Annotated in this window: 7 protein-coding genes; 1 reads left to right on the forward strand and 6 read right to left on the reverse strand. The window is 37.0% G+C overall.

Going from position 1 to position 24,581, the window contains the following annotated elements:
• The first annotated feature begins 56 nt into the window (after positions 1 to 56).
• Positions 57 to 1,187, forward strand: a complete 1,131-nt coding sequence (locus tag ACICP9_RS04425; RefSeq protein ID WP_395497120.1) for a hypothetical protein — start codon at positions 57 to 59, stop codon at positions 1,185 to 1,187.
• 99 nt (positions 1,188 to 1,286) lie between these two features.
• Here the strand turns inward: ACICP9_RS04425 and ACICP9_RS04430 are convergent, their stop codons facing one another.
• The 6 genes from ACICP9_RS04430 to ACICP9_RS04455 all read right to left on the reverse strand — a co-directional run bounded on the left by ACICP9_RS04430 (position 1,287) and on the right by ACICP9_RS04455 (position 24,566).
• Complete coding sequence (locus ACICP9_RS04430; protein WP_395497122.1) at positions 1,287 to 8,033, reverse strand: NB-ARC domain-containing protein; 6,747 nt, start codon at positions 8,031 to 8,033, stop codon at positions 1,287 to 1,289.
• Positions 8,034 to 8,191: 158 nt separating this feature from the next.
• The gene (locus tag ACICP9_RS04435) at positions 8,192 to 9,802 is read right to left on the reverse strand and encodes a hypothetical protein (RefSeq protein WP_395497124.1); all 1,611 of its coding nucleotides are present in this window, start codon (positions 9,800 to 9,802) and stop codon (positions 8,192 to 8,194) included.
• Positions 9,803 to 10,100: 298 nt separating this feature from the next.
• Positions 10,101 to 10,745: a hypothetical protein gene (locus ACICP9_RS04440; RefSeq protein ID WP_395497125.1), complete on the reverse strand. Its 645-nt coding sequence runs from the start codon at positions 10,743 to 10,745 to the stop codon at positions 10,101 to 10,103.
• 87 nt (positions 10,746 to 10,832) lie between these two features.
• Complete coding sequence (locus tag ACICP9_RS04445) at positions 10,833 to 11,204, reverse strand: hypothetical protein (RefSeq protein WP_395497127.1); 372 nt, start codon at positions 11,202 to 11,204, stop codon at positions 10,833 to 10,835.
• A gap of 257 nt (positions 11,205 to 11,461) precedes the next feature.
• The gene (locus tag ACICP9_RS04450) at positions 11,462 to 11,794 is read right to left on the reverse strand and encodes a hypothetical protein (protein WP_395497129.1); all 333 of its coding nucleotides are present in this window, start codon (positions 11,792 to 11,794) and stop codon (positions 11,462 to 11,464) included.
• A gap of 10 nt (positions 11,795 to 11,804) precedes the next feature.
• Positions 11,805 to 24,566 carry a hypothetical protein gene (locus ACICP9_RS04455; RefSeq protein WP_395497131.1) on the reverse strand — a complete coding sequence of 4,254 codons (12,762 nt, stop codon included), beginning with the start codon at positions 24,564 to 24,566 and terminating at the stop codon, positions 11,805 to 11,807.
• Between the last annotated feature and the right edge of the window lie 15 nt (positions 24,567 to 24,581).

The raw sequence follows: 24,581 nt of genomic DNA on the forward strand, positions 1-24,581 counted from the left end.
AAGTATTATAATTAAACCCAGCTATAGAAAAAATTAAAATTAGAGGAAAGCTAGTTATGGAAAACTTTAATGACACAATAAATAAATTCGAAGAAGGATTTGAGGCTTTAGCTAAAAATAGCACCAAATTTAATTTAACCTTAACTGATACAGAAAGAGAACCCACCCAATATGTACTCGATCATGCAAATAGTTTTGCTTCGCAAAAACCATTAAAACCACCACGGCCTCTGCCACGTAAAAGTTTATCTGTACCTAGCCCAGAATATGTAAATATTGGCTGTGGAAACGAAAAGCCACTCAAATATTCCCATTTAGATAGATCAACTCGAAAAAAAAAACCTAAAAAATCAAGAGCTAGGCCGTGTGAATTATTGCCTAGGATTAATGAAAATTTATGTGAAAATTTTTCTCAACTTGGTTTATCTAATCGAGAGCCTGAAACTATTCAGCCTGGAGCCATAGAACCCACAGGATATTTTCTCTCAGATACCACCCCTTCTGAAACGATCTTGCATCAAAATGAGCCTAATTTGCCTGAAGACTATGCTGAATTTGTTCTACAAAACAATTTGTATATAGATTTTTTGCGAAGGATTGGAGAATCACCCACAGAATATTTTTCCTTGGGTGCCGACAATACGCTAAGCCCTCAGAAACCGCTAACTCAAAATGAGCCTAATTCCTCTGTAGACTATGCTGAATTACTTCTACATAACACACTATATGTAGATTTTTTGCGGAAGACTGGAGAGTCCCCCACAGAATATTTCTCTTTGGGTGCCGACAATACACTCATCTCTCAGAAGCTACTCAGTAAAAGTGAAACATTACCTCGCGCAAAAAAAAAATTGTGTGTAAATTTTGCTGAACCTGAAAAATCCACACTGGATTCATTTTCTAACAAGAAACTTAGACAGTTTAAAAAAAATCAACCCGAATCATTATTCCCCTTAGAAGAAAAAAAAGAACCCCTAATTGCTCATAGGAATTCTGATAGCACCATTGAATGGGGAGATCAACCTAATGATACTTCTCAATCCGACTCGATAAAATCCAAGCAGCCGCATGGATTAAATTTTTCTAAGTACTTACCAAAAAATATTTCTTTTTGGTCACATTCACCTGAAAAAAAGGAACAGAACTTAGAAGAAGAAAAGCCACAGGCTACTCAGTTAAGAAAGTAATACAGAGTGAAGTGTCCTATGACTTCATAAAAATAGATAATAGTGCGCAACGATATACGGAAATTTGACTAGAGGCCCATTTTTTAATGATTGAAAATTTCAGTGTCTCAAATGAGTATAGCTACTATCATTCTGTAATCTTTCATAATAATCAATCGCTTTGTATACCTGATTTTCATTTTCCATTTCGACAGAAGGTCTGAAGTTTAATAATTTTGGGTTTTTTCCCCATAGCCTATGATATATCCAAGTTAAAAATACTGACTGACTATTAATGTCGGTATTATTCGTTAGAAAAGGAGTAACATTGGAATGCGAATAACTCTCATTATAAGAAAGCGAGGGCTTAGCGAGTGGAAAAGACGGTTGCGTGTCTGAAGTAATTGTATCAAAGAAGCTCACATTTGATTTCCCCAATCTATTGAAATAAAGTTTACGATTAACCTGCTTTTTTGATCGGACGTTTTTAGCTTCCATAAGCTTTTGTGTTGTTTTTACTTGTCGTCTAATCCGTATCTGATCATCTGCCCTCTCTTTATTGAATAGTTTTTGTCTATTTTGAGTGAAATTAATTTGATTAAAATCAAACGAAGCTGCATTAATAATGTTTTCTTCTTCTTTTTTGAGAATAACTTGCTGATCAAGGAAAGTCAGTTTTGTCGTTAAAACTCTTTCGCGCATTTCAGTTACTTGATAAAATTGACTGTATACGACGGTACAAAATTCATCGACTGGAGTCAGCGGATCAAATACATTGGTTAAAATTAAATCTGTTTGATTATGACAAAAAAAACTATATTTCCTATGGTTCATGTCTTTAAGCACAAGAATATTAGCTTCTGATATGAGATCGTTTTGAGTGAGAATAATAATGGCTTTCTCATGACCGAAAATTAAAGGATAAGCTTGTAAGTGCCAATTGATTTGCTCATCAAAAGCAATGACAAGCGGACTATTATCTAAAATAACCTCTAAATTCTGATAACTATTATCCACTAACACATTGTGTAATTTTATTGTAACAATAGGCCAAACGCTTTCTAATAGTGTACATTCAGTCATTGACAACCAATAATGATCAGCCTTTAAACTGAGTATTAAACTCTGATTCTGCTCAACTATTTCAGTTGTTATGGTCTGCCTAGGGCAAATACGTCGAGCTTGCTTCCATACTTCACTTAGATCTAAGGTATTTAACGCATTTTTTTCACCTAAAGAAACAATCACTATTTCAGGCATAGGAAATTCTATTGCTTGCAAAGGAGGCTTAATTAAGTAGATCGTTTTATCGCCTTGACTGATTAAATAATTTTTTATCGAGAGTTCATTATAAAGTATGATCGGTTGGCCAGCATAACCCACCTGCAGCATTATTTTGCTAGGCACCACAAAGATTCGTAATACCATCTGTAAACGCTGAGAAAAAGTACTATAGTAGTTTACTAATTTATTAACCGTATAAGTATTTAACTCTCGAATATAAAGATAGTTTGGCTTTGCTAATCTAAACTCTTGTTGAGAGGCAAAAGAAAATTGAATCGTACGTAATAGTAACCTAGAAAAGGGATCAGAAATGCGCAAATTAAAAAAATTTTTTTTATGTAAAAAAATGAAATATATTTCATCCTCTGAAAAAACTATTTTATCGAGTTCGTTTAAAGAAAATTCAACAGTAAATCGATGTTCAATGGCTTCATTGGAACGGATGAGTACGGACACATTACCAACTTGCTGACTCAATCGATAATTTATTAAGGATATTTTTAATAAAAAATTATAGTCGAAAGCATAAATAACGGTATCCGGTCTTAATACTAGCTCCAAATAAGACGTTACATAACGAGTCAAATAAATATAATCGCATTCGTCCCCATTTTTTCCAGAAAACCCATCGACATACTCGATACCTTCACTGACAAAAATAATATCTTTTAATTGCTTTCTACCATAGATATATTGAATGTGCTTCAATTGCAGACCTTCTTCACAATGGAGGTTGGTCGCTTCATTTTGTTTACAGAGCAAACGCTGTTTATCAAATAAAATAAAAGCGGCATGGGGTGAAAAATTTTCCAATAGGATAATATTCTCCCTGTTTCCTCCCGCTAAAGTACCGTTTATTTTATCTCCTTGTATAAAAAATAAATTCCCCGCATGTCCACCAGTATAATTTTTGTCACCATTATTAACCAGAAAAATATTGAGCCGATCAGGAACACCCATAGCGATATCAGTTCCTGTACCTAAGGCAATTAACGTCGCATTTCCCGTTCTATTTTTAGTCAATTCAACCCCTAATGCACCCTCACAAAGGTATGTCGTCACTAAATTAGGGTGCATAAAAGGAGGATACGGTTCTATATAAACCCATTGTGAAGATTTTACATAGGATTCATTCCCTAATATACCCGATAAACAAAAAAGATAGCCTTCTTCATGGGTTAGCTTGTCTGGCATTGTCGAATCGAGTTTAATTGACTGCTTTTCTTGTAAAAAAATCTGATTATCTTTAACTAATTGTGACGATGAATAAGCGGATGGAAAAACATAATTCTGAATAGAGTCTATATTTTTTAAAAAAGTTAGCGCATTTTTAACTAGCTGGTTATTAATGGCCTTAGCTTCCAAATAATCAGAAGGGGTAAGGTGCATTAAAGCACGCAAACTTTCTGTTAACTTTTCTTCTTTATTAAGATGTACATAGCGCTCAATCTGCTTAACTTGACGAATAGTCTGATTAATATTGTTTTTTGCCCAACTCCAAATATCGATAGTGATCATTGGATCATCTTCACTGAGCAGTGAAATGTCCTCCATAAGATTTAAAAATGTTTCTATATCAAGATTCGATTGACGTCTATCTGTTTCCGATAGAGCAAGACCAGTTAAATCACTCAACGATGAACTCGCGTCATTGCCTTGGAGCGCTTTTAATTTTTTAAAATCTTTTAATTCCTTTGCAACGGTATAGCCATTACCTATTGAAGAAGGACCGCGCTTTCTAAAAGGCCTCGTTATTTTCATAACATGAGTTAAAAAAGATTTAGCTTTATTTAGAGTCATTTTTTTAGTTTGAAACGTTGTAGGCACTTGTGTTCTATTAAATAATAAATTTTTTTCCAGTAATCCTTTTCCAGCTATAGCAGATAGTTCTTCAGATACCCACGTGCTATTAAACGCGTCTGCCAATAAACTATTTTCTATACCTTTTCCAAGGTTTAACGCAACCTCACTCCACTCTTCTTGTAAAAAATCAGGTAAATTAATTTTATTTAAGAATTTTTCTGATGTTAAATGTATAGCTTGTCTTAACAAGTGTAAGTGATGTTGAATTAAGCCTATTTTATTCGCTTGATTATCGGATTCTCTGGATCGACAACTCACCTCTCTAGACTGACGTTTTCCAAGCTCACAAATCGAGAATTTTTCAGTAAATCTTTTTTGAAACGCTAATGTTAAATGTATACTGACTATTTGTCTTTCTTGTAAATCATCATCTGATGAGGCTAACCAGCCAGGATAGTTAATAGCTGTTCGGTAACGATAATCAAGTATGGCCCATGTATTCGTTGCAGTGAGCAACCCTTCCTCTAACTGTTTTTCCAAATAAAAGATTGTTTCAGACAGAAAAAATAATAATCCATTTTTAATATATAAAAATAAAGCCTCTCCTATAAATTGAGCATAATCTTTTTTAGTTAATATTAAGTACGCGGCATCGTAAAAATAAACTAAATCAATATTATAATTGGATAAAATAAAGACATCGATGGCAGAGCTTCTAGTACTACCTAATTTAAGACGAGAAACTAACTGATCGTGCTTAACCATGTGTAATAAAAAGTAAATATAGTGCAACCCTATATCATGATTTATATAATAGTCTTGTGTGATAAAAATTATGTTTTCAGCATTTTTTTCTAACGCGACAAAATGCTTTTCTAGATTGATACGAACCACTTTTTGTACCAAACGATGAACAATAGAAATATCTGTTTGACTCCCTGTATTAATCATGGAATAACTTTTAAGTAGATGAATGGCACGGCTGACCTCTTCAAGAGGATATAAATTTAAAAATAAATCATTTTTAATATTATCAGGATATAAATAGGCTATGATATTTAAAATATTTAAAGCTGTTTTCCCAATAGTTTTAACGTTTTTTATTGTACCCAAAGTAATTTCCCAGGTAATAAACACTGCTTTAAAATAAGGATCATTACTATATTCTGAAAATTTGAAATTAAGTATTTTTTCCGCATTAGTTTTAAAATATTCAATATAATTATCCACTTCAAAGGTGCTATCAACGTTTTGTTGCATCGTAATATAAGCTACGGCTTGCTGCAGTGCCAAAGGTAAACCTTGTACTAATCTAGTGAGTTCTTTAATTTTGGCATCTTGCTGAGATGTATTTATATTTAATTCTTTTTTTATAAATTCTAGTGCTTCTTGATCATTAAATACATTGAGTAATAAGACTTGAAATATATTCTTCCAATGATTAAAACGTGAAGTGATTAATATAACCGGTGTATTTCCAATTAAACTTTTTGGTAAAAATTCCTCAAATTCTTGATAGTTTTCCACATTATCAAAAATAAATAGGCTTTTTCTATTAGAAAAATACTGATAAATTTCAGATAATAATTCAGCAAATTCTTTATTAGTACCCAATGTATTTTTTTCGGATAAGTTTAATTTAACAGCTAAGTTCTTTAAAGAGTTTATAACGTCACCTTTTGTATCCGCATTGATCCAGATCACATTATTATCATAATAAGGTGCATATAATTCGGCGTAACGCAAAGCGAGCTGTGTTTTCCCTATCCCCCCTAAACCGCTTAAAGCAGTTTGAGCTGCCGTGGTACTTGAGCTAACAGGTTCATCCGGTTCATCCAATGTTAAATCAGACAAACCCTGCGAAATGACAGCCAGATTATCGTTTGATATTAATAACTGGTGTAACTTATGTAAAACCTCTTTCCTGCCACTAAAATTACTTATCGGTTTTCTCAAGTTAAAAAGTATAGACTCCTGTGGTTGCAGTGTATTTTTTAGAGTGACATGAGAAAGAAGTTGAATTTGATCAGTTTTTTTTAGTTTATCTAAAATATCATTTGCTTCTTGATCAACCCTATTATCTTTTAAAACATAATGATAATTCCATAACGTATATTCAAATTGATTTTTTAATTGGGGTAGTGGCAATTCTTGTTGCTGATAATCCTTTATAAAAATTTCTTTAAGCTCGCCATTTGTTTGTTTTTCCCAAGACAGCAGTAAGCGATAACCATAAAAACTATTAAGAAATTTTTTTAACTTATAAAAGCGTGTCTGTTGAGTTTTGATATTAAAAACACGGACACCAGTTTGTTCATATAAATTAGCAGTACTCAGTATTTTTCCATGCGTGTCTAATACACTGGCACCTGCTACACGAAAACGCATTTTTTTAATGCTTGGGTCAAAAAAGTTGTCTGAATGACCTAAAATAACGCCTATACTGAGTAATTCTCGAGTAACGTAAGGGGGAATATTTTGCGAAGTAGTTGCAATAATATAATTGAGTGATCGAGCCGCCGCATCTTCTGCTAACTTTTCTATCGCTATTTTATATCCCGCTTTATCCCTTACAGACATAAATTGACTTTCAAAGCTATGAAAAATCTCTACTGCAACTACTGCTAATAAACCACTTAACTCACCCGACAGTACATTTTCAAAAGCCTTTGTAATTTTACACGCTTTATCTTTGGATAATAAATAATAATGCGCGCTCATTGATCTCACTGTGGCTACCAAAGAAGGGATAGATCCTGCTACTCCTTGAGTTACCGTCATTCCTAACAACGCAGCGGTTGCCCCTATCTTTAATTCGGTTTTTAAGCTTTCTAAACTTAATCTATCGCCTTTAGCGATGATATGATAAACACCTAACATCTTACAGGTATAGCTTATATAGGTTTCAACAAATAAGCTTAAACGAAGTTTAACGGCTTCACCTTCCCATTCAATTCTCGCTTTTTTTAACATCGGCTCCTCTACGCTTGCAAACGAAAAGGGCTCAGTGATCGGACTAAGATCTGAGGCCGACGATCCCGCTAACTTTAAATAGTGAGTATACTGGTCGAGTTTTCCTGCTAACACTTTTCTTCTTTCGTTAAAATAATTAGCATCATATTGATGAGGCAGATAAGAAAAGATTACTTTCATCGTATCTAAGGTGAGATTTTTATCTAACATGGTATTTAGATTTTCAGCAATTTCTAAAGTCCACAACCCGACATTACTATTATTCATGTACTGAAATAAATACTCGCTTAAATTATTCAATAAAATATGCTGCGCTTCTAAAAATTGTTGGATTTCTGCTGGTAATCGATAATTTAATGAATTGACATAATAGAGTGTAAACCTTTCTTGCTGATAAGAAAGAACCATCGTAATCCAGTGCGCATAACCAATATTAAGAATCAACGTTTCACGTGCTATATTGGTTTGTTTAGCACGTATTTGAAAACTCGTTATTTTACCAATTAAATGGGCTAATGAATTAGACGATTGAAAATCTGAATGAGGTCTTTGACTTAAATCTTTAAAATTATTGTATTCCAAATGAGCAATATCAGTCACCTCTTCCAAAGTCAACCAATAATTATAAAAACCTTGGCGAGTTGCTTCGACAAAATTAGCTTCATCTGAGCGATGAACCCTAACCCTAACGTTTGAAAAATAGGATGCATGGAGGGAACTATTTTTTTTTAATTTATCCCCCCCATACTGATTTTTATTCGCTACTGACTCAAGAAAATTATTGGAGGCTGATTGAGCAGATTTCATTATTATTAACTCCCTTTTAAAAAACGTAAGTCCATTATTTAATAAAATAATGAATTACTTATTAAAACATAATATTTTAATTTATACAAAAATAAAAAGGGGAAGTAAAAACTCGCTGAATATATAAAATCAGCGAGTCTAGAGATAATAGAACTATTTTATTTTCGTGAGAAATAAGATACTTTATTAATGTTTGAACTCGCTATAGCTTCTTGTGAAGATGGCTTGTCTCCTTCACTTTTAAGACGAGCATTCTCTTCGATAGCAACTTTGTACTTCTCAGCAATCTCTAGAAGTACTGCAATGGGATTTTCATTAACGTTCTCAGAAAAAGTATTTCCAAATCCTAAGCCAGCAATTTCTGCTAAATAATGATTACTTTCTTCTAAACCTATTCTCTGTGTATAAATAAATAATTCTTTTTTCAAACCTAAACGTTTCGTTTCATCACTAGGTTTTAGCTGATTCATACGTAGTAGCGTTAATTCAAATAAAATCTTATCTATTTCTTTTTGCACCTCACTTTTCAATGGCATCGTGCTAACTAAAGACTTACAAACTTTTTCTATCGTTGCAATCGCATTTTCCTGCGCTTCTTCTTGTAAATTATCTCTGGCATGGTAGTACAAGCGTATCAGCAACTCCGTATAATCTATCTCCACTCCCGTTTTTACTTTCAAATTAAGTAAAAACTTTAATTCTTTATATAGTTTTCCCCACATTTGATGATGAATATAATAAGTTAATTGATGCCACCTTTCATTAAAACACTTCTCGCCTTTTATTTCTTTAAGCGCAAGTAACAATTTCTGATAATTGTCCTTATCATAAACATAAATCTGAGTTCTCTCTGGTGCATCCCCATTAGGCCGATAGTGCGATAATTCTTTTATACCGTAGTCTTCTAAAATCTTTCTTTCTGCATAGTGATAACCGAGATCAATTTCATAATGACATTCTGTATTAATAGAAAAAAAGCGATGATATTTTTTTCTAATAAATTGGCTTATCTCGACTGGAGTAATGAATTCTTGTAAAGTGATATCGTGGATAAAAAATTTATCGAGAGTCTCCCCCGCTAGTGTTGTCACTATTTGATCACGAGTCATCGCTATTTCGTTTTTTTCTCCATTTTCCTCATAGATCAATGTGATTTTTGGAAAATTATTCACATCGACGGATACTTTTTTTTCTAAAAATTTTACTTTGAATTTTCTCGTTCTCTTTTGGATGATAGCGCTCCATACCTCATCGAAGGTCATCTGAGGATAGTGTAATAATTTTTCACGGGCTAATTCTTCAATGCGCATCATAGTTAAATCAAATCTAAATTCTCTAGCATGGATATTCCAATAGCGATAAAAATTCATTTTTAATGGATCGGCCAATATCTTATCAATACTTTGAAATATCCCTGATAAATGCGTATCAATCCATCGATAAGGCACTATTAATCGAGCGCAAAATATTCCCTGGTCTGAATTAGAATTAATTTCTTCAATGCCAATAGCTGAAAAGCCCCCTGTAGCACAGATTCGTAAAGCATCGATAAATTCGCTATTCGCTATGTTATAGGGTGCTTTCAAATAAATAGATAAACTATGGTTAGGCTGATTATCTTCAAATAGACATTTTTCCGGCACAGACTGATAACCTAAAAAACGCAGAAAAGCATGCTCAAAAATATCGGTATGCGTAGTAACATCAGGATATTGCTCACTTAAGTAACGGTTTAATCGCACTGTTAAAATTTCGTAATTAACTAACATAGGAAAATCTTCCGTCAGGATAATAAGAGCAATGATTATAAGCACTTTTTATTATCAATTTATTAAATATTGATTTTTAATAAAAATATATTTTTTAGATATAAAAAATATTACGCAAAATAAAAAGGGCAATGTAACCCCCCGATTCATAGGATTAGATGATGCCATAAATCATTAGAGGTTACATAATGATAACTGTCAATTTGGAATAGACTGTGCAAATGCCAGAGTCGATATAAGCTGAAATATAATAAAGTTAAAAATTATAAAGTTTTTTTACTTTTCTTAATTTTAATATTCATCTACGAAGCGAAGTTAATGACTTAACTAATTTTTTGGACACTACTTTTGCTGCAGCATTCCAAGCTACAAATAGGTTATGTGGATCTTGTAACAATTTTGACGCTTCAAAGTCAGGCAAATTTTTGAAAGATCGAATACTCTCACTGTCTTGCCATAAGACCTTACCATCATGATTAATGAGTCTACCCACAACCATTAAAACTGGCTTTAATTTATTTGTGAATCCTGTTGGAATAGTCAAACCATATATGCGAATCTCAAGAGATAAAATAGCATCTGAATAGTCTTTATTTGCAATTTTAAAGCGAGTAGTTTGCTTTAATTCGTTTATAAATTCATTTCTGACGATTTCTGTAATTTGAATTTTTTCTTTAAGCGCTGCTTCTTTGATCTGTTGTTCATCATAACAAGGGATTGCACAAGCTAACACGCCTATACAAGCTCTTGCCCATATTTGTTTTTGATCTAAATAATACATTCTTTTGGCAGGAATAACTTTTTGACTCACTTCTATCGTTTTAATAGAGTTTGCTTCTCCAGGTGTCATTTGGATAGTTGATACGCAACCAGCCAAGAAGAAACCTATATACATCGCTATTAGACTGTTAAATATTTTTAAAACTCGATTATTATTAAACATTGATTACTTTATTATTATTTTTGAAAGCTTGGGATGTATTAACATCCCAAGTGATTGAAAGATAAAATATTCGAACGATTACGAAATTTATTGATCTTGAAATTTAATGGCTGGAGGTAAATCACCGCATTTTTTCTTGATATAAAGAGTTCGTAACCAATTATCACGCAGTTGATAGGATTGGATTTCGATGCGTTCAGCATCAGAGAAATCCATGAAAAACCAAGGCACAATAATAAACGCACCGGCAACACCTAGCGCAATATTTTTCCCTATTTTGTTTTGCTGTGGAATGAGATTTGTAATTTTAGATTGGTTATTCATTAATTCCAGTTTCAAAGCATTACAGGTAAGGCTTTCATCGCCGGGTTGGTGCAGAGGAATGGGATTTGGAGTTCTTCCCGCGCAAGCAGAAAGTAATATAACACTAGCCAATAAACAGATTAGCTTTTTCTTCATGGTTTAACGTTCCTTTTTTATTGTTGTTTAAATACTAAGGGGGGCAGATAATACTATTAATTTAATTTAAATTAAAGCATTACTTTGAAAAAATTTTCGCCAACTAGAAGCTTATTTAATTTACAAAAATAAAGATAAATAAATTACATCTCAATAATAAATTCCGTTGTTCTTAGTCTTTTTTACAGATAAGAAAATAAAAATTTATAACCGACGGTAACGACGTATCCGCAGTGAATTCTGCATCGTTTTAAGATTCAAGCTTGCATAAATTTGCAACCTGATTCAAGTCTTCTAACAATTATCTTTACCAGTTCAGCATAAATAGAATCAGACTTAGTATCACTACCAACAAATTGTATGGCAGAAATTTTATATTTTGTACCAAGCTCACGATTAACATCTGCCAATCCCAATTGAACTTGACTTTTAACTTCACTCGCTGAAAAATTTACCTGCTTAGCAGAAAAATCCAAATCAACTACTTCCATTTCCTTGTCAGTATCTGAAAACCTCACACCAAGCATATTGTGCTTAGGCCCAGTCACTCTAGTTATTTTATAAAATTCACCATCAATTATATATTGCATCTTGTTCTCCTTATGGATTTAGCTCGTTTAAATTTTCTAGCATATTCTCCAAATCTGGGGCTGGATATCTTGCATCAGCGGCATTATGTGCGGCAGTGTAACCGGGTCCATTCCTCCGCATATACCAAGCCTCTGCTATTTCATGCCTCAGCAACTGTATGTCAGTTTCAGTAAAATTGCCCGATTCCAAACGAGCCCATGAATTTGCGATTTCTATATCGCTATCAAAAACTTTAAACTCAGCCGGTATACCGAAATCAACATACTTATCCAATAAATGTTTATTGAAAAATAGATGATTTTTTACCTTTGCAATATTTTGTGGCTTTATGCCAGTATTTTTAGCAATCTTTGTAATGTCAATTTTGCTTGCCCTTATTGCATTATAAGCCTCATCCGCTGATCTTGTGGAATTTCCTGCACCAGTTTGTCGTAATACCGAACTCTCTGCCCCATTATGCCCAAAAAATCCCCATTTATTTTCAGCCAGAAACCTTGTTGTCTGAATTCCCGTTCGAATAAGTTTAGTAGCAGGTATTTCTGACATTGCTATCAAGCCTGCTCCATACTGAGCATTACTGTCGGCATAACCTAAATCCAAGTAGTTTTGTTGATTAGCTGCTGCATGTCCTAAACTTTCATTCATCACTTCACTATTAGCTGCCGCTCGACCTTCGGCTATTAACGCACGATGTTCGAAAACACTTTCGTAACGTTGTTCGAAGCGCTGCCAAAATCCATTGGGATTTCTTGGTGCTGGTGTGGGATGATAAAAATGACTCACTTCTTCGCCCACTCGTTGGCCAAGTTGTTCGGCTACGTAAGAATTATTGACATCAAAAGTAACCGACGGTAACGACGTAGTCGCAGTGAATTCTGCATCGTTAATTAAGTGGGCATCCCATTGTTGATCTATTGTGGTTTGTGTGATCTGTCCTACACCACCGCTTGCCTTCTGACTTTGATGATAGTCATCAGATATCGGTTTGGTTTGCTGTTGCATCCCTACTGCAGCGGCATCCGTAATCAGTTGTGTCGCTAAGTTTTCAACATCGAATCGTCCGCGAACTATACTACTCATCGCTGCAACTTCCACATCCGCTACCAAACGTCGTTCTAAAGGATCCGCTATTTTTATTTGACTACTTAATCCCGCTGATCCCATGGCTAAGGCAACACCGGCTATGTCAAATTGTTGGCGAATACCTATCGCCATTTCAGTTAATTGTTCTGACACATTAACCATACCCATGCGTACCATCGTCATGATAGTTTTTTCTCCTATCACGGGTCCTCCAAAACCTGAAGCAAAACCTGCAGTAATTCCAGTGGTTATACTTTCTGCTAAAGAAAAATGATCTTTTATTCCCATGCCAACACACAATTCTTGTGCAGCGGCATCCGCCAATCCGGCGGCCACACCAGTCATTATGGGTACAGATACTCCCAAACTACCGGCAATTTCTGTGATAACAGCAATTGCGGGCGGATACACACACACAACGACCACTGCAATGGCACAGATCAATAGGGCAAAAAACCCCTCATCGTCTTGTGGAGGTTGTGGTGTATCTAGGTGCGGAGTGAGTGAACCTTGGATGATTTGCAGAAATTGATAATACGGTCGGGCCATTCCAGCTTTGTTATGTACCGAAACGAGTTGCGGTATGACGATGGTTTGGCCAGCAATGAGTGTTCCGCCGCCATTCGCCGCATCAATATAACTGGCTAAACTGGCATCACCATACAGATTGCTGGCAATCGATTCATAACTATCTCCCGCGGCACAGGTGTAGGTTTGCGGTAAACTCGAAAAATCCTGAGTTAAACTTAGACCAATTTCTTTACCTGCATCGCCTTGTGGACTCACCCAATTCAGTGCTAAATCAAAGAAATCATAGCCTTTATTTTTAAAACTGGCTAAGTATTGACCATTAACGCGGTAAAAATAATAAGTTTCAAGACTACAAACAAAAACATCTCTATAATATCTATTCCGTTCCACTAAGTGCATGCGACGTAGAATCAAACCGTCAGGTGTCGCGATAAAATATTTATCTCGCCCATCGGGATCTTCTGCACCGGATATCGCATTCGGCTCGCCATTAGGACCTAAGTAATTTTTAACTGAGGAATAATCGCTCGTCCCATCCTTATTCGTTCGATAACCTTGAATACTTGCAATGCGCCATTGATCCCAACCCACATAATTACAATTGAGATGATCAACATTGTGTGCTGCGTCGTTATAGTTAATCGTTTGCTGTTGGGGTAAACCCATCGCCGTTAATTGTTGATAATCTGTGCGCGTAATGCTTTGATTAAAATCTGTTGTCCTACCTTGACGCTGAATATTGGTGTTTATCCAGCCATTTTCATTATAAATTCGTTCATTCTCAGTGACGCGATTGGTAAGCCAATCAAAGGGGGAAGTCGTTCTATAAAGTGTTTGTCTGCCGGCACTATCGTATTGTCTCTCGGTACTTTTGTTTGTGTAGTTGCCGTTGACTTTCGAACCCACCAAACGTCCGTCGATGTCATAGAGAAGATCCGCAATCATTTTTTCATTGTGCACGGAACTTATATTAATTTCTGTCACTCGACGATCATTTTGATAAACAAGCTCCATCCCTCTATCTGGTAGGATTGTGATCTCTCCATTTTGAAGTACACCTTCTGAGATGATCACGCGATCTTCTGTATCGTATTTCCACCAAACTTCTTGCGCAAGATGACTCCCACCCACATCAACAACACCTTTTATAAAACGCCGATTACTCACAGCATCATAAGCGGTAGTGAAAATAGCTTGATTATCTCGTGTTAAAATTTCTCGGCCTAAGGCATCGATTTGACTACTGGTTTCACGGAAAATTTCACCTTTATCACTGATGACACTGGCAGCAATGCGTCGACCTTCTGAATCATAACGATAAGAGGTTTTTTTACCGGTAGCCAAATCATTTAATTCAGTTACTTGTCCTGAAACATATTGATAATGTAGATGTTGTCCACTGAGCGGTTTTATGACCTGAGCATAACCAAAAACATTTCCGTTATACATAATCGGCTGTAATTCAAAATAATCTCCATGCTTTCCATCCTCTGATCGGACATCAACTAATTGTCTTTTGTAATCATAGGTATAACGATAAACAGCACCACTCAGATCGGTGTGTTGAACCGCTTTACCAAAGGCATCACGTTGCCACGTTAAGAAACTATTATCCGGATTTTCTAATTTGATCAACTGATGGTTTCGCCCATAAATCATACGGGTACATTGGCCCAATGGCTCATAACGTTCAATGAGATTACCTAAGACATCGAAATTATAACGTCGTGTATTATTAGCGGGATCAGCATCGCTATTGCGTTGCTTTAGTTCGTTATACGTATAACTACGTCGACTACCGGAAGGTTTTTGAAAAGCAAGCAGATTGTTTTGTTGATCATAAAAATATTGGGTGATTTGACTGCAGGCATTGTGCGATTCAATGACATGATTGAATGCGTCATAGATTTGTGTCTTTCTTAATGTGCCATCGGATAATACTTCAGTGATACGATGACCTGCCGCATCAAAAATATATCCGCGCGTATTGCCATTCGCATCGCGTTTTGCAATTTGCAAACCGCGCGTATTGTATGCAAAATCGGTAATAGGAGAAAGTGCTTTGGTGTTGCCTTGTTCGTCAACCACATCCACTAAAGGTTCTTGTTTTTGAATCAATTGATCAGCATCATTATAACGAAAGTATGTGACGTGACCTAACGTATCAATTTCAGTTAATTTATTATTCCATACGTCATAACGGTAACGACGTGCCGGTTGCACCAAATGTTGTCGATCCGGTTCATCCATACTTTGTGTGGGAAAGACTTCGCCACCTAAGCTTAGCACTAAATTTCCAATGCTACTCTGACATCGAAAGGGATAGACTCCTGCTGAAAAACCTGTTACATCCACCACCAATCCGGATGTAATCACATTGATCATTGCAAATTGTGTCCAGCAGCGCATTCTATCAAGACTGACATCTAAGTATTCTAAAATAGGTGTTTGTTTGTCGGGCGTTACATCAGGTAGAGGGCTTACTACGAGCAGATTTTTATCGGCAAAATTAAGGTCAGTAATCAGTTCAGGGTCAAACGCAGGTGCGCTGGGTGTTTCATTACTGTAAAGGGGTATCCAGTCTTCCGGTTCTGTTTCTAACCGCGTTGCTTCGTGATGTGGGATCATTTCCCATTCTTCTTCATCACTACTATCGGAATTTTCTGCCGTCAGCATGAGCCAATGGTGTTGCAAACGCGTTGAAGCACTGGATTTGCTCAGTTGTGGCCATTTCACTGCCAGTGAAAGTTTTTCGATAGTCTGAATAGGCACAGAAAAATCCACATTACTCTGAATTTTAGTGCCTTTTTTATCGGAATACGTCGTGCGTTTTTGATCGGGAACAATTTCTAATGTTTGTAATTGTGGCTTAGACTGTCTATCAAGATAGTGACATTGCAACTTCACGACTTGGGATTGTAAAAAAGTCGGCACCTGCCAATTGACTTCGACATGATTTTCTAAGTAACGAAATTTCAATGCACTCGTCAGTTCGCGAGATAAAGGTTTGTGTGCCGTTTTATGCGTATAAATTGTAAAAGGTAAACTTAAGCCATGTGGTTTTTTATCATGTGTCAGTGGTTTTAATTGATAAACACCGGAAGAATGATGACTTAGATCAACATAGTAATTATGTGATACTGGATCGATTTGTAATTCTAATGTTTCGCGTTTTCCAAACTCATTCCATAACTCAACCGCTGAAATATCACGTGTGTTGCCTGTTAAACGTACCAAACTGGTTTGTTTCGTTTCGGTAATGGCCACTAAGTGCGCACTGTTGGTTGAGTTACGCGTATCAAACTGCACGCTACCTGAACTCTTATACATCAAGATTTTTTCATTCGTTTTTTCAGGATCACTAAACGTGTAATCCACTTGATAGTCATACACATCTGTCGCTAACGTGGATACATCCACACCGCAACGCCCTTCTTGTATCAGGATAGGCAAGGTTTGTTTTTTTTCTGGAACCTCTTTAGGCCATAACGAAAATTCAGCTTGGACATTCTTTTCTTGGGGAATCGGCCAACTCAAACTTTGGACCTGACCTAGCTTAGGATAAAGGTTACTGGCCAAAATACTTAACGGAATAATCTGAGGTTGTGTGGTGTCCTCTTGATAATTGGCCGGCAAGCTGCGAGTGATAATGCGTCCCGCTAAATCGCGCTGATTTTCTGTTCGCTCAAGATCATTAATATCCCAGTTCAGTAGACTCGGTATTTCCTGATAAGAAATAACCCCTAAATCTTTGCTCGGTGATTGCATACGTAAACTACATTGACCTGTTAAGTCATGTACATTCACGACCGGAATACCTTTTTCGGTATTGCTACACCAAAGCCGACCTAATGTATCAAAACGTCGATAAATAGAAAAACTTTCGGCTGTCTCACCTTCTCTAATGACTTGATCAAACGCATCATATTGAGTCACAGTCGTTTCTACCGTTTGTGCATCACGACGAAGTTCAACCTGGATCGGTCTATTATGCGCATCATATTGAAAAAATTTTTCATCCAGATGAACTTTTGTTTCATACTGATTTGCTTCTGTTTGTTGCCAGTGGCTTAAAGTCCACCATTGACGCGCCGGTTTACCGTGCGCGGTATAACTAAAGCCTTGAGGTATTTGCTGATTCGTTTGTTTCCACTGTAATTTTCCGCGTGCATCATACAGTCGTAGTTCTTGTTGATCCTCGGGATCGCTGGCCATCGGTTCGGGAATCTCACCCGGTGTAATCGGTTGGGCTCCCTGTTTAAAATGTCTCGTCAACACTATTTGACCGTGCGCATTATGACTAAAATAACTTAATGGAATAAGGATGTTTGAGTGGCCTGCGTTGTCGCGTGCCACTTCGGTTTGCGCAACTCGACAACCACGTTGATCATAATAGCGCCATTCGGTACTGCTATCTTCTAAGGTTTTAGCAATCTGTTGCCCATTCGCATTATATTGATAGCCGATGCTGAGATCTTGAGGTGGTGCATCACTAAACGCGGGTAATCCATGAGTTAATACCAATGTTTGACGAATGGCTTGCAGACGAACTTTTTTTACTAAACGATTCGCTTTATCATAATAAAATTGCTCGCTTCGATCCTCTGGTGTAGCCATTTTATCGAGTGCAGTTTTGAGTTCAGCAAAAGACAGATGCACGTTGATGGGGATATCCAGAATTTTAGCATAAGCCACACGCTTTAACCTTTGGCCAAAACTATCGTTCTCAAAACGTTTACAACGATACTGTGCGGCTTGATTATCTAAACCAACGGTATCTACTTCTGCAAGAGGCTGACCATTTCGATCAAACCAATAAAAATTTTCTTTACTACGGATGGCATCCATCTTTTCAGATTGGGCAACCAATTCACCCCAAGCGTTATACGACTTTTTAATTTCTGCTATTTCTTGACTCAATGTTCCGGTGTGCGAGACAGATTTTAGATTCGCTGTATAACAATAGACAGGACCTTGCCGTTGTGAAATAACCCGTCCGCATCGATCCCGTTGGTAATCAATAATGCGATCGGCATCGCTATGTCGTGTTCGATAATAGGCATCCAATACCGATGGGGGAATCCCTGTTTTTGTATACACACTGAGATCCAGTGTACAAGGTGTTGCATTGATTATTTTTCGATGCGTTTTACCAAAAGCATCGCGTTCTTTTTTAATCGTCGCGCCGAGTGGATTGACATGGTAAACCAAGCGTTTTTGTTGATCGTACACCCAAAATTGCCAATGACCTGCAGCATCTTGTTCAGCTACTTTAAGTCCTTTTGCATTGGTAATACGGGTTGTCGTCAGTGTTTGTTTGGTTTCAGGGCGATAGCGCCAGCCATCCGGTTTTAATGCCTTCGAATCATCCACCGCTATGTCGGGTAAAGAGGTCTTTTGCCATTGATTTAAGCCATCGTATTCAGCTTCAAAAATGCGAGGTTCTGTAGTATTAGCCGCGGTAATGATACGTGTAACATTACCCACTTTGTCATAGGTTTTATGTTTTTCAATAGCAATCGTTTTATGGTTTGATACTAATAAACCCGTTGCATCTTGAGATATTTCAGTGATCGTTACCGGTGGTGTTATTTCAATAGCCGGTCGTTTCGCTCGATCAAAAATGGTTTTCCAAATCGATTGTTGTCGATCGGTATAAGTGGTTCGGTTTCCTAATGCATCATACTGATAGGTTTCGACATAGCCTAAGGCATCCGTGTGTTGTACCAAACGATTGGCTGCATCATAAACTTTTTGTGTAATGCGATCTTGTGTGGCATCCGGTGCTAATGCTTGCAGTTGTGGTAGCAACAATGCATAGGTTTGAGGAACCTTGAGACGTTGATTAAAATGAACTTCTTCGATCAAATTACCCTTCGCATCATGTTGATAACTCACCACTTGTCCTTCCGATTTCACCGTATAAAGTGGTTGACCTAAGCTGTCAAAAAAGAAAAACTGATAACGATCCTGACTATCCTCTTTGTTAAGATGGGATAATACTTCTGCGATCGGTAATTTGATTAATTGAGTCGGATCCTCAACCGGATTCGCATAACTAATTTGGCCAATCACACGTCCTTGTTCATCAAAACGTTGTTCAGATACATAATGTTCTGGATCGATGGAAAATCGTAATTGACCAACTTCATCACGTAAAAAATAATGGATGCGATCGCGTGAAGAATCAGCAATTTTAGCAATTTGTTTCGCGAGTTGCGCGATGCTCAATTTTTCTATACTTTTAATGCTGATGGCCGTCGCATATTGTATTGTTTGAATTTCCTGTTGTTTTGCATCATAACGTTTTTCTTTGACATAACCTTGTTGATCGTTACCGCTTACAGAAAAACGTGTATTAGCATTGGCATCATAGAACGGATAAATCAGTGTATCTTCAACACTGGTTTGCAATAAAGCGCGTAATTGTTCAGGCGTCGTTTCATCGTTAATCTGCGCTACTTCATTTTCTGAAATGACACGTTGGTAGTGCCGCTCCAAAATAATTTGATCAGCGGGATTATAGTTCCATTCTGTCACACCACGCAGCGCATTGATCTTGAAGCAACGTCGTCCTGCGGAGTCCATAATAAATCGCGTCACATGACCATTCGCATCAATCTCAGCCAAAACGCTATCTTGGCCATTTTTATGTTGTTGCGTTTGGATGTTTAATGCCTCTTTACGCGTTTCAGTGACCGGATCGATGATCGTTGTACAATGTCGATTTAAGCCATCGTAATCAAGATGACGTATATATTGATCCTTATTTTTTATGTCACCCTGCGTTTCACTCAACAATTGTTTTTGTCCGTTATACTGGCGTGTTGTCGTTAGATTTAAGCCTGTTTTTTTCGTATCGAAACACTGTTCGACAACCAGTCCGCGTCGATCATATTGATTGAGTTGAATGGTTCCTTGGGCATCTACTGTTTTGATACGTTGTCCTAGAAGATTATATTCATAACGTGTTTGTCGTTTAAGACCTTCCGTATCTTCTATTTTTGCAATTAAATGTCTCCGTGCATCATACCTATACTGCGTTTTAATGCCGTTTAAGATCTGCTTTTCAGTGATATCACCCAATAGATTATAAATAATCTCATAGCCTCTACCCAATGCATCGCAGAAATGACTAATCTGTCCATCGGCCGTGTGTTGCCATGTTTGTGTTTGTTGTTTGGCATCGATTTCTTTGATCGTTTCTGAAAAAATATTGCGTATGCGAATTCGTTGATTACCTAAAGGATCAATAATAATCTCTCTGCGTTTATTAAGATGATAAAGGTGCTGTGTTGTTTGGCCTAAGGCATTGGTCATTTTAGTGGGTTGATCCCAAGCATCATACGCGATGTCACTACGCTGTTGTTGTAATGGATTTTGCATCCCGATCAACCGTCCTTTACGATCATAATCCCGTTGATAATCACCTTTAAGCTCATCTCGGATATGTGTCAATTTGCCATAAGGATTACTATAATCACGTTTTACTTTGGTATTTAACGTATCTGCCTGACGCTGTGTACTGATTTCTAAGCCGCGTCCGTCGTATTGATGTTGAATAACTAAACTGGGCTGTTTCGTTTGGACAGGTAATTTACTTTGACTGACTTCAGAAAAAGCATTCGGGAGATGTTGTGTTTCATAGGCTTCGCCATCAATAAGCTTTACTACTTCGTCACGTTTGTTGTAGATTTTTTGAGTCACTACATCCTGTGTATTTTGTATGGCATCTAAGGCTTTACGCAAGGTATCGGACATAAAACCACCGGTAAGTGGTTGATTCAATCTATCCGCTAAGGTTAATTGTGCTTGACTGTAATCACGTATCTGAACAATATTGTTAAAAACATCTCGTGCGTATTCGCGAATTTGAACTTGTTTATCCGCAATAATTTGTATTGTCAGCACCCTCTGTCGTTCAGCATTATAATAAAAGTAAGTGAGTTGATCGCTGGCATCCTGACTCGAACGAATTGCCGTCGATAATTTTAAACCGCTCGCATCATAGGCATGTCGTCGCGTTGTTTCTTGCCATATCTTTTCTTTTTGTTTCTGTTTTTCTTCAGGTTTTAACGTGCTATCGGCCTCGATACGCGCCAGTGACTCACTATTCACTTTAGAAGCTTCCGCTAACGTTTGACCCCAAGCATCAAACCGAAATTCATTGGCACGATAGGTATCGCCAGTAATCTCCATGGTTGTTGCATCTTGTTCTCCTTTGGCGATAATTTCTCCCATAGTATCGTAACGCGTGAAGATCACTTTTCCGTCGGATCGATGACTTGAAATTTCACGATTTAATTCATCGTATTCGTAATCGATAGTCTGATCATCCACCGATGCCACTGGTAAAGAAGGAATACGCTGCGTGTCCTTATACCAAGTGGCATCAACCGGATTGGCGTAACGCTTTTCACAACTCACTAAACCATTTAACAAATAGTCTTTAGTTGTCACATACGCTTCTGCATCGACGCTTAAAACTACCCAGCCACGTGGATTATAAAAGAAATATTCATGCGCATCCTTAGAACTTGCAACCGGCCGAATTTTGTCAAAGCGCTGCGTATTAATACTAATGATTTGCGGTTGTGCATAGCGAATTATTTCAGTAATCCAAGCCGCTCCATTGTGTTTATATTCGATGACATAGCCTGCCGCATCTTGTGTGCCAATCAGTAATTGATCGGCATCGTAAAATTTTCGTTGAATACGATCGCATTTTGGATCGGCCTGACAATCAAGACTTTTGCCTTGCAATAGCGCTGCTAACTGTTCTGGTTTAAGCGGTGATGCATAGCGTATCTCTGCAATCACGGCATCATGGTCGTTATAAAGCGTTTGGCAAAAAAAATTTTCTGCATCGACCTGCTCACTTAATCGATTGGAGTAGTCATAAAATTCATAGCTGAAACGATCCTGCTTAGGATCGGCGATGGCCATTTCTTTCATTAATTTTAATAAATCCATGACATCCGGTTCTGCTCCATGCCATCCCAGTGATTCAAGTTTTTTTATATCGATGGCTTTGGCATAAGCAATCGTTATTTTGTTACGATTTTGTGCATCATAACGATATTGCGTCAGACGTCCATTTGGATGCACGCTAAAACCTAAACGATTTTGTTTATCATAAAATCGATAACTCAATTGTCCATCCGCTGTCGTGCATTTTTCCGTACAACTACCCACAATATTTCTACTGTAAGTAGTTTCACGAGTGATAAGCTGATCATTAAATGGTATCGTTTGTTTTTCTTTACTAAGCCTTTCGCAGGCATCCCATTCCGTCATTTCTTTTCGATTATTCGGGCGTGTAATTTCGGTATGACTATTATCGTAGCGATAATTGGTTACTTCGTTCGCGGCATTTTTATGCGATAAAAGACGACGTGCACTATCGTATTCTAAAAAGGTATACAATGGATTGTCTGCTTTTTTACGATATTCCCGCTTAAAACACAACGCGCCAAAAAGAGTATAATGCGTAGTCACCTGGCTCATGTGTTCATCATGAACGCCCTCACCTTTTTCGTTAATCGTTCCATAGTAATAGGTTTGTCGGCGTTGACAGCCGTCATAGTAGCGACATTCCGTTAAACTTATCTTCTGTAAATCTTGCTGTGCAACCCAACGTGTCATTTCAGCTAAATTAGGAACCGCATTTTTCGCATACGTATCAACCGGAAAACGTCCTTCTAAATAAATAATCGTGTATTTAAGATGACCAAAATCTTCATAACGGTATTCAGTGACGCGACCTTCGGGACTTATTTCAAAGCGTAAATATAAACCTCGATATAAACTAAACTCATGATCATAAACTTTACGTGTTACCTGCGCTTTACCCGTCGCAAAATGAATTTTCGCAATCAAATTATGTCGCTTACTCACTTCATCATAAACATATTCCGTTATCTGACCATTGGCTTTTTGCTGTTTAATTAATAAGCCATCCTGCGCTTCGTATTGAAAACTATGTTTACCTTGACCTGCAGAGGTAATGCTCGCCAACTGACCTTGAACGTTATAGGTATAAAAGCAGCTATCGATGGGACTATAAGTCGTATTGGGATAACCTCTTTCTCGATCAATTTGAGTGATGGATCCGTGTTTATTAAAATATAATTTGGTAGCCACCTTGGCATAACTTTCGACAATCGCATAGCTTTGATGATAATAAAAACGAACCAAATAACCGCTGGTATGTAAAGGAGGATGCGCCAGATACACACTTGAAATTCTTCTTGGCGCAAGATTCGGAGGCACGTCATACATTAAAGACAGATTGCTAGTATCGGCATCCGTTTGTTTAATGTAATCAAGATAAGCTAAATTATAAACATCTTCATCACTAAGCTCGGCAGGATCCTTACTGGGTGCTCGATAGACAAAATTAATTTGAGGTCGCTTGGCATATTCGGTTCTTTCTGCTGGAAGTAGGGTCCGAATTAAACGAGCATTCCGATCAAACACTGACGTTCTGAGTAACGTTGGGCTCCCTGCATTAACTTCATAAATAGATTCAATCCGTTCATTATTGACCCAGTGTTGATGAAATTCATAGTTCGATTCAGGCGCGAGTATCTTTGTCAGTTTCCACGGTGTTTGCAAATCATCATAACGATATCTTGTTCGCTCATTTCTGCTATCCAAGCGTTCCTGCAAATAACCCTGGTCATTGTAAATCTCCGTGATCTGAGTTTTCGGATCAAACCATACCCATTGGTTTTCTGGTTTATCATAATGAAGATAAGGGCGACTATCTGACCAATAAGGAGCAAGCCATCGATTTGTTTTACTATCAAATTGATAGTCCGTTTCATGGCCATCTTTTTCAATTAATATCGCGGACGAAGTTTGATCAGGTTTAGGAAGAAGTTTGAAACGTTTATGTGCAAAACGCCAAATATCTGCCATCGTTTCTGCATGACTGTTATAAACATAATAAAATTCTAATGGGAAATTTTGTTCTTGGACAATTAACTTATGATCAAAAATAATAAGATTTCCGGTGCTGACATTAATAAAGCTCTGCATTTTTAAAACACCGAAATCACGGCTAGGAATTGCAGGTCCAATCTGAGTCAATGATGAATAAGAAACACCCAGACCATTGCCGGAAATAAGACTAAAAGGATAAGCTAGATTCATAGGAATACTCCTTTA

Origin of the sequence: Rickettsiella endosymbiont of Litargus connexus (assembly GCF_964277335.1) — a bacterium.
Taxonomy (GTDB): Bacteria; Pseudomonadota; Gammaproteobacteria; order Diplorickettsiales; family Diplorickettsiaceae; genus Aquirickettsiella; species Aquirickettsiella isopodorum.

Bases quoted from the DNA above. Each gene is read 5' to 3' on its own strand.
- ACICP9_RS04430 (WP_395497122.1), bottom strand. From the start codon at position 8,033: ATGAAATCTGCTCAATCAGCCTCCAATAATTTTCTTGAGTCAGTAGCG.
- ACICP9_RS04425 (WP_395497120.1), top strand. From the start codon at position 57: ATGGAAAACTTTAATGACACAATAAATAAATTCGAAGAAGGATTTGAG.
- ACICP9_RS04440 (WP_395497125.1), bottom strand. From the start codon at position 10,745: ATGTTTAATAATAATCGAGTTTTAAAAATATTTAACAGTCTAATAGCG.
- ACICP9_RS04445 (WP_395497127.1), bottom strand. From the start codon at position 11,204: ATGAAGAAAAAGCTAATCTGTTTATTGGCTAGTGTTATATTACTTTCT.
- ACICP9_RS04435 (WP_395497124.1), bottom strand. From the start codon at position 9,802: ATGTTAGTTAATTACGAAATTTTAACAGTGCGATTAAACCGTTACTTA.
- ACICP9_RS04450 (WP_395497129.1), bottom strand. From the start codon at position 11,794: ATGCAATATATAATTGATGGTGAATTTTATAAAATAACTAGAGTGACT.
- ACICP9_RS04455 (WP_395497131.1), bottom strand. From the start codon at position 24,566: ATGAATCTAGCTTATCCTTTTAGTCTTATTTCCGGCAATGGTCTGGGT.